9 protein-coding genes are annotated in these 12,696 nt (G+C 64.2%); 4 read left to right on the top strand and 5 right to left on the bottom strand.

The genetic code is table 11. The annotated features are described in order from the left end of the window. Nucleotides 1–3: 3 nt before the first annotated feature. Genes AAFG16_RS10970 through AAFG16_RS10990 form a run of 5 tightly spaced genes read right to left on the bottom strand, consistent with a single transcriptional unit; the run spans nucleotide 4 to nucleotide 6,688 of the window. On the bottom strand, nucleotides 4–540 hold the full coding sequence (locus AAFG16_RS10970; protein ID WP_283084557.1) for a gluconokinase: 537 nt from the start codon (nucleotides 538–540) through the stop codon (nucleotides 4–6). Further along, a complete protein-coding gene (pgl, locus tag AAFG16_RS10975; protein WP_283086847.1) occupies nucleotides 527–1,276 on the bottom strand; it encodes a 6-phosphogluconolactonase in 750 nt (249 codons plus the stop codon). The genes AAFG16_RS10970 and pgl overlap by 14 nt, the downstream gene beginning before the upstream one ends. Then, complete coding sequence (zwf, locus tag AAFG16_RS10980) at nucleotides 1,276–2,787, bottom strand: glucose-6-phosphate dehydrogenase (RefSeq protein ID WP_283084558.1); 1,512 nt, start codon at nucleotides 2,785–2,787, stop codon at nucleotides 1,276–1,278. The genes pgl and zwf overlap by 1 nt, the downstream gene beginning before the upstream one ends. 39 nt (nucleotides 2,788–2,826) lie before the next feature. Next, nucleotides 2,827–3,825: a phosphogluconate dehydrogenase (NAD(+)-dependent, decarboxylating) gene (gene gnd / locus AAFG16_RS10985; RefSeq protein WP_342739114.1), complete on the bottom strand. Its 999-nt coding sequence runs from the start codon at nucleotides 3,823–3,825 to the stop codon at nucleotides 2,827–2,829. A gap of 13 nt (nucleotides 3,826–3,838) precedes the next feature. Continuing rightward, nucleotides 3,839–6,688, bottom strand: a complete 2,850-nt coding sequence (locus tag AAFG16_RS10990; protein ID WP_342739115.1) for a bifunctional transaldolase/phosoglucose isomerase — start codon at nucleotides 6,686–6,688, stop codon at nucleotides 3,839–3,841. A 557-nt stretch (nucleotides 6,689–7,245) separates the two neighbouring features. Here AAFG16_RS10990 and AAFG16_RS10995 point away from each other — a divergent pair. The 4 genes from AAFG16_RS10995 to AAFG16_RS11010 all read left to right on the top strand — a co-directional run bounded on the left by AAFG16_RS10995 (nucleotide 7,246) and on the right by AAFG16_RS11010 (nucleotide 12,669). After that, the gene (locus AAFG16_RS10995; protein WP_342739116.1) at nucleotides 7,246–7,596 is read left to right on the top strand and encodes a hypothetical protein; all 351 of its coding nucleotides are present in this window, start codon (nucleotides 7,246–7,248) and stop codon (nucleotides 7,594–7,596) included. A 297-nt stretch (nucleotides 7,597–7,893) separates the two neighbouring features. Further along, entirely contained in the window at nucleotides 7,894–9,837 is a 1,944-nt protein-coding gene (locus AAFG16_RS11000; protein WP_211404878.1) for a PrkA family serine protein kinase, read from the top strand. Between the two features lie 19 nt (nucleotides 9,838–9,856). Next, nucleotides 9,857–11,134: a YeaH/YhbH family protein gene (locus AAFG16_RS11005; protein WP_283086848.1), complete on the top strand. Its 1,278-nt coding sequence runs from the start codon at nucleotides 9,857–9,859 to the stop codon at nucleotides 11,132–11,134. After that, nucleotides 11,131–12,669, top strand: coding sequence for a SpoVR family protein (locus AAFG16_RS11010; RefSeq protein WP_342739117.1), 1,539 nt, complete (start codon nucleotides 11,131–11,133; stop codon nucleotides 12,667–12,669). The genes AAFG16_RS11005 and AAFG16_RS11010 overlap by 4 nt, the downstream gene beginning before the upstream one ends. Nucleotides 12,670–12,696: the final 27 nt, after the last annotated feature.

Genomic DNA, 12,696 nt, shown 5'->3' on the forward strand with positions numbered 1-12,696 from the left:
TGGTTATGGCCTCAGCGTCGCGCCGCCCAGTTTCAACTGCCGGACGATGCCGTCGACGATCGCCTCGACAGTCTCGTCGATCGAGACGGTGACGACGTGCTCGCCCGCCTCCGGCGGCTCGAGCGTGTCGAACTGGCTCTTCAGCAACCCGGGCGGCATGAAATGACCCTTGCGCTGCGCCAGCCGCTCGGCGATCAGCTCTTTCGTGCCCCTCAGGAACACGAAGCGGACGTCGTCGCGTCCGCGCAGCAGCACGTCGCGGTAGGTGTGCTTCAGCGCCGAGCAGGCGATGATCACGTGCCCGCCCTTGCCGCAGACCCGCGCGATCTCGTCGGCGATGGCGTTGAGCCAGGGCCAGCGGTCCTCGTCGGTGAGGGGATGGCCGGCCCGCATCTTCTCCACGTTGCTCGCGGGGTGAAAGCTGTCGCCGTCCTCGAAGCGCCAGCCGAGCCGCTCACCGAGCGCGGCTGCAACTGTGCTCTTGCCCGAACCCGACACGCCCATCACGATCAACGCACAAGGTGCTTCAACGCCCGCCACGAATTCCCTCCGGAAGCGCGGCCCTGTCGACCAGCCAGACGGTCTCACCATTCGAGCGCGCGCGTACAGCCGGCAGATTCTCGCCATTGAGGAGGCGCGTCAAGATCGGCTGCTTGTCGTGCCCGGCAATCTCGAACAGCATCTCGCGGCAGGACGCCAAAGCGGGCAGCGTGAGCGACACCCGCGGCACGAACGGCGCGACATTGGCCTTGGGCACGCCGACGACCCAGCGCGCGGTCTCCTCGATCTCGGGATAGCCGGGAAACAGCGAGGCGGTGTGACCGTCCGGCCCTGCACCCATCAGGACCATGTCGAACAGCGGCCGCGCCGGATCGAGCCGGTCCGAGCCGTAGAAGGCCTGCAGCTCGCGCGCATAGGCCGCGGCGCTGGCATCGGGATTTCCGGCGGTGGTCGGGATCGGATGGATATGGCCAGCGGGCGCATTGCGATCGAGAAAGGTCGCGCGCGCCACCGCCATGTTGTTGAGCGGATCGCTCTCTGGGACAAAACGCTCGTCACCGATGAACCAGTGCACGCGGTCCCACGGAATCCTGCCGCGCCATGCGTCGCTGCCGAGTAGTTGATAGAGCTTCTTCGGGCTGGAGCCGCCGGTGAGGCAGATCGCGATGCGCGAGGGATTGGCTGATATCCGCGCCATCACCCGCTCGGCTGCGGTTTGCGCCAGAGCCTCGGCGTCGGCCGCGACGATCAGCTCCGGCTGGCCGGCTGCAGCCATCACGAATATTTCCGCCAGCTGCGCCCGTCGCGGCGAAGCAGCTCGTCGGCGCATTTCGGGCCGTCGCTGCCGGCCTGATAGGTCTCGATGCCGTTGGTGCCGGCATTTTTCCAGGCGTCCAGGAACGGCTGCACCGCCTGCCATCCGGCCTCGACGCCGTCGGCGCGCTGGAACAGGATGTTGTCGCCGATCATGCAGTCGTAGATCAGCGTCTCGTATCCGGTCGAGGGATCGGCGCGGAAATAGTCGCCGTACTTGAACTTCATCTCGACGCCGTCGATGGTGATGCTCGGCCCCGGAATCTTGGCGTTGAACTGCAGCTCGATGGTCTCGGTCGGCGCGATGCCGATGGTGAGGAAGTTCTGCGACAGGCGGTCGACGTCCGTGCCCGTGAACATCGACAGCGGCGCCTGCTTGAACTTGATCGCGACTTCCGTGCGCTTGTGGCCGAGCGCCTTGCCGGTCCGCAGATAGAACGGCACGCCGGCCCAGCGCCAATTGTCGATCATCAGCTTCAGCGCGACAAAGGTCTCGGTGCTGCTGCCGGGCTTGACGTCCTCGGTCTTGCGATAGTCCGGGATCTCGTCCTCGCCGATGCGCCCCGCGAGATATTGCGCGCGCACCGAGCTTCGCAACGCCTCTTCCTCGTTCGGTTGCTGGATCGCGGTGAGCACGTCGGCCTTCTCCGAGCGCACGGAATGCGCATCGAAACGGGCGGGGGGCTCCATCGCCACCAGCGACATCAGCTGGAACAGATGGTTCGGCACCATGTCGCGCAGCGCGCCGGTGGCATCGTAGAAGCCGCCGCGATGGCCGACGCCGAGCTTTTCCTCCACCGTGATCTGGACGTGGTCGATATGATTGCGATTCCAGATCGGCTCGAACATGCCGTTGGCAAAGCGCAGCACCAGGATGTTCTGCACCGTCTCCTTGCCGAGATAATGATCGATCCGGTAGATCTGGTGCTCGTCCATGATCTTCAGCAGCTCGCCGTTCAGCGCGCGCGCCGAGGCGAGGTCGGTGCCGAACGGCTTTTCGATCACGAGCCTGCGCCAGGCGCCGTTCTCCTTCATCATGCCGGTGCGGCCGAGCTCGCGCGCCGTCGGCGCGAACGCGGCCGGCGGGGTCGCGAGGTAGAACAACCGGTTGCCGCCGGTGTCCTGCGCGCATTCCAGCGAATCCAGATGCTCGCGCAGGCGATCGAAAGAAGGCGGGTCCTTCGCATCGGCTTCGACGAAGGTGACGCATTCGAGCAGCTTCCGGGCGATGTCGTCGTCCACGGGCCGCGTCGCGAATTGCCGCAGGCCCTTCAGCAGGCTGTCGCGCAGCTCGTCATCCGACTGGCCCCTGCGGGCCACGCCGACGACGCAGAACTTTTCCGGCAGCAGGTGCTCGGCGGCGAGATTGTAGAGCGACGGCATCACCAGGCGATGGGTGAGGTCTCCGGTGACGCCGAAGATGACGAAGGCGCAATTTTCCGGCTTGCGCTTGGCTTGCGGGTCTTTTGTCACGAATGTTGGGCCTTCGTTTGTTACTTGTTGCTTCAGCGCTTATTTGGGCTTCGCCGCGCCCGGCGGCTTCGGCTCCTTGTGGCCGCCGAAACCCGCACGCATCGCGGAGAGAATTTTTTCGGCAAAGGTGTGTTCCTTGCGGGAACGGAAACGTGTGTACAGCGCCGCGGTCAGCACCTCTGCCGGCACCGCCTCGTCGATCGCCGCATTCACGGTCCAGCGGCCCTCGCCGGAATCCTCCACGAAGCCAGAATATTCCGACAGAAGCGGGCTGTCGGCGAGCGCGGTGGAGGTGAGGTCGAGCAGCCAGGACGGGATCACGCTGCCGCGCCGCCACACCTCGGCGATGTCCGCCAGATCGAAATCGTAGCGATGATCCGCCGGCAGCGCCTCGATATTGGCGTTCTTGAGGATGTCGAAGCCTTCGGCATAGGCCTGCATCAGGCCGTATTCGATGCCGTTGTGGATCATCTTGACGAAATGGCCGGCGCCGACGGGACCTGCATGGATGTAGCCCTGCTCGATGCGGGGATCGCGCCCGTTGCGTCCTTCGGTGCGCGGGATGTCGCCGGCGCCGGGGGCAAGCGCGGCGAAGATCGGATCGAGCCGGTCCACCACGGCCTTCTCGCCGCCGATCATCATGCAATAGCCGCGGTCGAGGCCCCAGACGCCGCCGGAGGTGCCGACGTCGACATAATGGATGTCGCGCGCCTTCAGCGCCTTGCCGCGGCGGACGTCGTCCTGCCAGAAGGTGTTGCCGCCGTCGATGATGACGTCGCCGTCCTGCATCACGCCGGCGATCGTCTCGATCGTGGTCTCGGTGATGTGGCCGGCCGGCAGCATCACCCAGGCCGTGCGCGGCCGCTCGAGTTTCGAGATGAACTCTTCGAGCGTGGCCGAGCCGACCGCGCCGTCTGCGGTAAGGCCGGCGACGGCCTTGGCGTCCTTGTCATAGACCACGGTCGTATGGCCGTGGCGCATCAGGCGGCGAACGATGTTGCCGCCCATCCGGCCGAGGCCGATCATGCCGAGTTGCATGTGAGAGATCTCCTTAATTCAGCGCATCGTTGAGCGCCGCATTGAGCGCCGCGAGACCTTTCTTGAGCGGGCCCTTTAGGTGCACCCGCAGGGCGCGCCGGCCGCGCTCGGTGAGCACGTCGAAGTCGCCGCGCGCCTGCGCCGCCTTGATCACGCCAAAGCTCGCCTTCTGGCCCGGCACGGGAAGGTCCTTGGCGTCGTCGGCGGTGATCTGGAGGAACACGCCGCTGTCGGGTCCGCCCTTGTAGGCCTGACCGGTCGAGTGCAGGAAGCGCGGCCCGAACTCGGCGCAGGTGGCGACATGCCGCTTGTCGCGCACCTCGAGCCGCATGGCCTGGAGCGCGTCGATCGTGGCCTTGTCGCGCGCGATGTAGCCGAGCAGGGCGACGTAGTCGCCGTCGCCCGAGCGCGACAGATGCGCCTTCAGCCAGGAGCTGAGGTCGCCATTGGCACCGGCCGCGCGCAGCGCCGTGGCGTTGGCCTCGTCGGTGTAGAGATCGGCCTCATCCGTGCTGACCACCGGCTCCTCGGCCGGCAGGGCGCCGGTCTTCTCGAACGACGCGGTGAGCTCGCGGGTCTTGATCTTGGCTGCTTCCACGTCGGGCTGGTCGAACGGGTTGATGCCGAGGATGCTGCCCGCCACTGCGGTTGCCATCTCGAAGCGGAAGAACTCTTGGCCGAGATGGTCGATCGACTTCATGACGATGCGCGCCACGGGATGGCCGGCCGCCTCGATGGCGGCAAGCTTGGAGTCATGGGCGGCATCCGCTTCGCCTTCGGTGCGGATGTCGATGAAGAAGCGGTCGTTGCCGTAAACCGCGGACTCGCCCAGCGGCTCGCCCTCGATCGGGATCAGGCCCTTGCCTTCCTTGCCGGTCGATTCCGCGATCAGCTGCTCGGCCCAGGCGCCGAAATCGGCGATCTTCTTCGACGCCAGGATCGTCACCTTGTCGCGGCCTTCGAGGCCGGCGAGGCCCATGGCGAGGCCGAGCTGCACGCCCGGGTTTTCGCTCGGCGGCACGTCCGGCCCGCACGAGCGGGCCATCGCCTGCGCATGCTTGATGAAGGTCTTGACATCGATGCCGGCGGTCGCCGCCGGCACCAGGCCGAATGGCGAGAGCACCGAATAGCGTCCGCCGATCGAAGGCTCGCCATGGAAGATGCGGGCGTAGTTCAGCTTCTTCGCCGCCTTTTCCAGTGACGAGCCGGGATCGGTCACCGCGATGAAGCGGAAGCCGGTCTTGGCCTTCGGGCCGAGGGCCTGCGCGACGCGCTCGTGGAAATAGTCCTTCATCGCGTTCGGCTCGGTGGTGCCGCCGGACTTGCTGGAGACGATGAACACGGTGCTGGCGATGTCGATGTTGGCCTCCATCGCCCGCACTTGCGCCGGATCGGTGGAATCAAGCACGTGCAGCTTCGGGAAGCCGGGCTTCTTGCCAAAGGTCTCGGCGAGCACCTCGGGGCCGAGGCTCGATCCGCCCATGCCGAGCACGACGGCATCGGAGAATTTCTGCCCCTTCACGCGATTGGCATAGTCCTCGTAATCGGCGACGTCGGCCTTGGCCGCGCTGTCGAGCCAGCCGAGCCATTTGTTCTCGTCCGTTCCGGTCCAGACAGACTTGTCGCGCTGCCACAGCCTGCGGATTTTGGCGGATGCGCGCCATTCCTCGGTGCTCTTGGCCACGGCCTTGCCGAGCCCGTCGCCGAGCGAGAGCTGCTGGCGATCGATCGCGGGTCCGAGCACGGTGGCGCGCTTGTGCGCGACCGCGCCATAGAGCTTGTCGGCGGCATCGGCAAACTGCTTGACGCCGTCCTTGACCAGCTCCTCGGTGATGGCGTCGAGCGACACGCCGGAGCGCTCCAGCTCTTCCAGCACGCGCCTAGCGTCGTCGATGTTTTCTTCCAGGCTGTCGCGCGGCTTGCCGTGATCGCGGAACGCATCGAGCGTTGCCGGCGGCACGGTGTTGATGGTGTCGGGGCCGATCAGCTCCTCGACGTAGAGGACGTCGCTGTAGTCCTTGTTCTTGGTGCCGGTCGAGGCCCACAGCATGCGCTGCGGCTTGGCGCCCTTGGCCGCGAGCTTCTCCCAGCGCGGACCGGAGAACAGGCGCTTGTAATCCTGATAGGCGATCTTGGCGTTGGCGATCGCGACCTTGCCTTTGAGCGCGGCGAGCCGCTCCTTCTCGGATGGGTCGTTGGCGCGGGCGATCTTCTCGTCGAGCTGCTTGTCGACCATGGTGTCGATGCGGCTGACGAAGAAGCTGGCGACGCTCGCTACATGCGAGGGGTCGCCGCCGCCGGCGACGTATTTCTCCAGGCCCGCAAGATAGGCTTCGGCCACCTCGAGATAGACCGCCTTGGAGAACAGCAGCGTGATGTTGATGCTGATGCCTTCGCCGATCAGCGTCTCGATCGCCGGCAGGCCCTCGGGCGTCGCCGGCACCTTCACCATCAGGTTCTTGCGGCCAACGTCCTTCCACAGCCGCCGCGCCTCAGTGACGGTGCCGGCGGTGTCCATCGCCAGATAGGGCGAGACTTCCAGGCTGACATAGCCGTCGCCGCCCTTGAGGCGGTCATAGACCGGGCGCAGCACGTCGGCCGCGTTCTGGATGTCCTCGACCGCGACCGCCTCGAACAGGTCGGCCACGGTGCGGTCGCCGCGCTTCAGCGCCTTTCCGATTGGAGCGTCGTACTCGTCCGAGCTGCCGATCGCCTTCTCGAAGATCGAGGGATTGGAGGTGACGCCCTTGACGCCGTCGGTGTCGATCAGCCGCTTCAGGTCGCCGTTGGCGATGAAGCCGCGGGCGAGGAAGTCCAGCCAGACGGCTTGTCCGTGCTTTTCCAGTTCTTTGACGGGATTCATGGTGCTTATTTATCTCCAAGCCTGGGGGCGAGGGGTTTCCGCGCCGGTCCTGACGCGCTATCCTCTAGCTTACATGCTCCCCGGAGGGAACCAATCAAGGGTATTTGCGTCATACTCTCAGTGTAACTCCGTCGCGATCATGGCGATCCAGGCGGCGATAGCCGTGTTGCGTAAAAAGTCGTTGGCCGAAAGGTTCGGCCGAGGTCCCGTTGCATAGCGCCGGCCACGTCGCCGTAGGCCGATCGCGAACGGTCATGCTGGGGACCGCATGAACGCACATACTGGCGGCGTTACATTCGCCGTTGCCAATAGCCGCAATCGATCGCGCCGTCCGCAAGCGTCGAGGCGTCGTGCGATCTCGAAATCCGACAATGCGCGACACGCCTGCGACTGCTGGTCGCGGCGGGCTTTGTGATGACCCTGCTCAGTGCAAGCCTCGCTTTCGACTTGTGGGACGGGCTCGGCGACTACGGTACGACGGACGGCTATGTCGGTGTCGCCTTGTTTGGCTTGGTGACCAGCAGGCTGATCCGGCTGCACCCGGCCGAGCTGGGCCGGTGGTGCTCGTCACTCCTTTCGGCATCCGCGATCTGCGCATCGGTCATGAATTCCTGCTGTGGGACTCCATTGCGGAGATTTCGGCTGAGGAAAGCCGCGGGCACAAGATGATCGTGCTGACGTCGACGCCGGCCTTGCGGCGGCAGCTCGGCGCCATCCGCGGCTTGGGCCGCCGGGCGCAGAGCGATCGGATTGTCATCCATTCGGAGGGGGTGGCGACCGATTTTGATACATTGCTGCGTGCTTGTCGCGACTGTCATGCCGCCGGCGGTCCGCGCACTGCATTGCAGCAGGAAGATGAACGAGCGACGCAAGGCGGCGCTCAAGGCTTCGCCGTAGAAGCGTCATAAGATCGCCGCCCGCAGCTCGCTATGCTGCGGCGCCGGATGGGCGCATCCCCGGTAATGCCCGGATGTTGCGACCAAGTGACATTTTCTGGAAATGAGCCAATATAGACATAGATTCGCACAAATTACAGGCATGTGCCTGTTCGTAACTCATGGAGTGCCTACGTTGTGCGTTGCGTCGAGTTGGCACCCGGGTGTCCAATGATCGTCATGTGCTCACGCTGATTCGAAATGGCCTGAGGAACGGTCCGGTAACTGCTTTCGTTTCAGCTTGTAGCGGAACTCACGCGGAGAGGGATCATGTACAACGATTCTCTATTCAACGCTTTCGCTCGGTCGTTCGAGGCGAGAAGCCAGCACGACATGTCGATGGCGGAATATCTGGAATCGTGTCGAAGCGATCCCATGAAATACGCAAATGCGGCCGAGCGACTGCTAGCAGCGATCGGCGATCCGCAGACGATTGACACGGCCAAGGACCCACGCCTTGGCCGTATTTTTTTGAATCGCACCATCCGCACCTATCCGGCCTTCGCCGGCTTCTACGGTATGGAAGAAACCATCGAGCGCATCGTCGGTTTCTTCCGGCACGCGGCGCAGGGCCTCGAAGAGCGCAAGCAGATCCTCTATCTGCTCGGTCCGGTCGGCGGCGGCAAGTCCTCGCTCGCCGAGCGGCTGAAGTCGCTGATGGAAGTGCAGCCGATCTACGTGCTCAAGGCCGGCGATGAGCTCTCGCCGGTGTTCGAGAGCCCGCTCAGCCTGTTCGATCCCGATCATCTCGGGCCGATGCTGGAGGAGAAATACGGCATTCCGCGCCGGCGTCTCACCGGCCTGATGAGCCCGTGGTGCTACAAGCGGCTGGAAGCTTTCGGCGGCGACATTTCTCAGTTCAGAGTCGCAAAAATCCAGCCGTCGCGGCTGCGCCAGATCGCGGTCTCCAAGACCGAGCCTGGTGACGAGAACAACCAGGACATCTCCTCGCTGGTTGGCAAGGTCGATATCCGCAAGCTCGAGACCTACGCGCAGAACGATCCTGATGCCTACAGCTATTCCGGCGGCCTCAACCGCGCCAACCAGGGCATCCTCGAGTTCGTCGAGATGTTCAAGGCGCCGATCAAGATGCTGCACCCGCTGCTGACCGCGACGCAGGAGGGCAACTACATCGGCACCGAGAACATCGGCGCGATCCCGTTCACCGGCGTCATTCTCGCGCACTCCAACGAGGCGGAGTGGGCGAGCTTCAAGGCCAACAAGAACAACGAGGCCTTCATCGACCGCATCTGCGTGATCAAGGTGCCGTACGTGCTGCGGGTCACCGAAGAGCAGAAGATCTACGAGAAGCTGATCCAGGGTTCGGAGCTGGCGTCTGCGCCGTGCGCGCCGTCGACACTGGAAACGATGGCTCGGTTCTCGGTGATGTCGCGCCTGCGCAAGCACGAGAACTCGACGCTGTTCGGCAAGATGCGGGTCTATGACGGCGAGAGCCTGAAGGAATCCGATCCGAAGGCGCGCAGCGTCCAGGAATATCGCGACGCCGCCGGCGTCGACGAAGGCATGGACGGCGTCTCCACCCGCTTCGCCTTCAAGATCCTGGCTGCGACCTTCAACCATGACCCGCAGGAGGTCGCCGCCGATGCCGTGCACTTGATGTATGCGCTGGAGCAGTCGATCCGCCGCGAGCAGCTGCCGGAGGAAACCGAGAAACGTTACTTGGAGTTCATCAAGGCGGAGCTGGCACCGCGCTATGCCGAGTTCATCGGCAACGAGATCCAGAAGGCTTACCTCGAATCCTACTCGGATTACGGCCAGAACCTGTTCGACCGCTACGTCGACTACGCCGACGCCTGGATCGAGGACCAGGACTTCAAGGACCCCGACACCGGCCAGCTTCTTGATCGCGAACTGTTGAACCAGGAATTGACGAAAATCGAGAAGCCGGCCGGCATCGCCAACCCCAAGGACTTCCGCAACGAGGTGGTCAAGTTCTCGTTACGGGCCAGAGCACAGAATGCCGGCAAGAATCCGACCTGGACCTCCTACGAGAAGATTCGCGACGTGATCGAAAAGCGGATATTCTCTCAGGTCGAGGACCTGCTTCCGGTCATTTCCTTCGGGTCGAAGAAGGACGGCGAGACGGAGAAGAAGCACGGCGAGTTCGTGGCACGCATGGTGGAGCGCGGCTACACCGAGCGTCAGGTTCGCCGGCTCGTCGAATGGTACATGCGTGTGAAGCAGGCCGGTTGAGGCGGATGGGAACGTGGCCATTCATATTATTGACAGGCGCCTGAATCCGGGCGGCAAGAGCCTTGAGAACCGGCAGCGGTTCTTGCGTCGGGCAAAATCGCTGGTGCAGGGCGCCGTCAAGAAGACCTCGCAGGAACGCGACATCAAGGATGTCCTGGAGGGTGGTGAGGTCACGATTCCGCTCGACGGCATGCACGAGCCGCGTTTCCGCCGCGAAGGCGGAACGCGCGACATGGTGTTGCCCGGCAACAAGAAGTTCATCGAGGGCGACTACCTCCAGCGCTCCGGCCAGGGCAGCGCCAAGGATTCGGGTCCTGGCGAGGGCGACAGCGAGGACGCCTTCCGCTTCGTGCTCTCCCGCGACGAGTTCGTCGATCTCTTCCTCGACGATCTCGAGCTGCCGGATCTCGCCAAGCGCAAGATCGCGCAGACCGAGAGCGAGGGCATCCAGCGCGCCGGCTACACCACGTCGGGCTCGCCCGCCAACATCTCGGTGAGCCGCACCGTGCAGCTCGCGCTCGCGCGCCGCATCGCACTGCGCCGTCCGCGCAAGGGCGAGATCGAGGAGCTGGAGGCGGAGATTGCCGCCTGCACCGACGAGGACCTGCGGGCCGAGCTGATCGAGAGGCTGGACAAGCTCAAGGCGAAGTCCAAGCGCATTCCCTTCATCGACCCGCTCGACATCCGCTACCGCCGCTACGAGAAGGTGCCGCGGCCGGTCGCGCAAGCCGTGATGTTCTGCCTGATGGACGTGTCGGGCTCGATGTCCGAGCACATGAAGGATCTCGCCAAACGCTTCTACATGCTGCTCTACGTGTTCCTGAAGCGGCGCTACAAGCATGTCGAGATTGTCTTCATCCGCCACACCGATCGCGCCGAGGAGGTCGACGAGCAGACCTTCTTCTACGGCCCGGCCTCCGGCGGCACGCTGGTCTCCAGCGCGCTGCAGGCGATGCACGAGATCGTGCGCGAGCGCTTCAATCCGGCGGACTGGAACATCTACGCCGCGCAGGCGTCCGACGGTGACAACTCCTATTCCGACGGCGAGCTCACCGGCATGCTGCTGACCGACAAGATCCTGCCGGTCTGCCAGTTCTTCGCCTATCTCGAGGTCGGGGAATCCGGCGGCAGCGCCTTCGATCTCTCCGACTCCTCGCTCTGGACCCTCTATGACCGCTTGCGCAACAGCGGTGCACCACTCTCGATGCGCAAGGTCTCGGAGCGCAGCGAGATCTTCCCGGTGTTCCACGATCTGTTCCAGCGCCGCGATACTGCACAGGAGAAAGCCGCTCCATGACGGAACGCTTGTTCGAAGGCGCGGATTGGGACTTCCGCACCTTGCAGCGCATCACCGATGCCTGCGAGGAGGTGGCGCTGAAGGATCTCGGCCTCGACGTCTATCCGAACCAGATCGAGGTCATCACCGCCGAGCAGATGCTGGACGCCTACTCTTCGGTCGGCATGCCGCTGTTCTACAAGCACTGGTCGTTTGGCAAGCATTTCGCGTTTCACGAGGCGTCCTACCGCAAGGGCCTGATGGGGCTCGCCTATGAGATCGTGATCAACTCCTCGCCCTGCATCTCCTACCTCATGGAGGAGAACACGGCGACGATGCAGACGCTGGTGATCGCGCACGCCGCCTTCGGCCACAACCACTTCTTCAAGAACAATTATCTGTTCAAGCAGTGGACCGATGCCGAAGGCATCCTCGACTATCTCGACTTCGCCAAGAATTACGTCGCGACCTGCGAGGAGCGCTACGGCCGCATCGAGGTCGAGCGCACGCTGGACGCCGCCCATGCGCTGATGTCGCACGGCATCGACCGCTATCCCGGCAAGAAGAAGCTGGACCTGCGCGCCGAGGAGAAGAGGGCAGGGCGCCGCCGCCAGCATGAGGAAGAGGTCTTCAACGATCTCTGGCGCACCGTGCCGAAGGGGGCGGCCAAGAGCCGCTCGGCGCTCAGCATCGAGCGCCGCCGCAAGCTGCTCGGCCTGCCGCAGGAGAACCTGCTCTATTTCCTGGAGAAGAGCGCGCCGCGGCTCGCCCCCTGGCAGCGCGAGCTGTTGCGCATCGTCCGCCACATCGCGCAATATTTCTATCCGCAGAGCCAGACCAAGGTGATGAACGAGGGGACGGCGACCTACGTCCACTATCGCATCATGACCAAGCTGCACGAGCAGGGCCGCATCAGCGACGGCAACTTCCTCGAATTCCTGGGGTCTCACACCAACGTGGTGTTCCAACCCGAATTCGACGACCCGCGCTTCTCCGGCTTCAACCCTTATGCGCTCGGCTTTGCCGTGATGCAGGACATCGAGCGCATCGTCACCAGGCCCGAGGACGAGGACCGCGAATGGTTCCCCGACATCGCCGGCAAGAACGACGTCATGGGCGTGCTCCGCGACGTCTGGGCCAATTACCGCGACGAAAGCTTCATCGGCCAATTCCTGAGCCCGAAGCTGATGCGGCAATTCCGCATGTTCCATCTGCACGACGATCCCGAGGAGCGCGCCGGCATCAGGGTCGATGCCATCCACGACGAGCGCGGCTTCCGCCGCGTCCGGCGCGAGCTGGCGCGGCAGCACGATGTCGGCTTCATCGATGCCAATATCGAGGTGGTCGACGTCGATCTCTCCGGCGACCGCCGGCTGATCCTGCATCACCACGTCATCAAGGGCTCGCAGCTCAACGAGACCGACGCCAAGCGCGTGCTCCAGCACCTCGCCGATCTCTGGACCTATGACGTCTCGCTGATCGAGGTCGATGCCAACGACAAGGTTTTGCGCGAATACGTCGTGAGCCCGCGCCCGATCCCGGCGGCGGTGGCCTGAGGCTATCTTTCTTTGGTGGGATGAGAC

It is taken from the genome of Bradyrhizobium sp. B117 (assembly GCF_038969555.1).
Classification (GTDB): Bacteria; Pseudomonadota; Alphaproteobacteria; order Rhizobiales; family Xanthobacteraceae; genus Bradyrhizobium.

Excerpts from the sequence above, each read along its gene's own strand:
- AAFG16_RS10990 (WP_342739115.1), bottom strand. The coding sequence starts at position 6,688 with ATGAATCCCGTCAAAGAACTGGAAAAGCACGGACAAGCCGTCTGGCTG.
- gnd (WP_342739114.1), bottom strand. The coding sequence starts at position 3,825 with ATGCAACTCGGCATGATCGGCCTCGGCCGGATGGGCGGCAACATCGTT.
- AAFG16_RS11000 (WP_211404878.1), top strand. The coding sequence starts at position 7,894 with ATGTACAACGATTCTCTATTCAACGCTTTCGCTCGGTCGTTCGAGGCG.
- AAFG16_RS11010 (WP_342739117.1), top strand. The coding sequence starts at position 11,131 with ATGACGGAACGCTTGTTCGAAGGCGCGGATTGGGACTTCCGCACCTTG.
- pgl (WP_283086847.1), bottom strand. The coding sequence starts at position 1,276 with ATGGCTGCAGCCGGCCAGCCGGAGCTGATCGTCGCGGCCGACGCCGAG.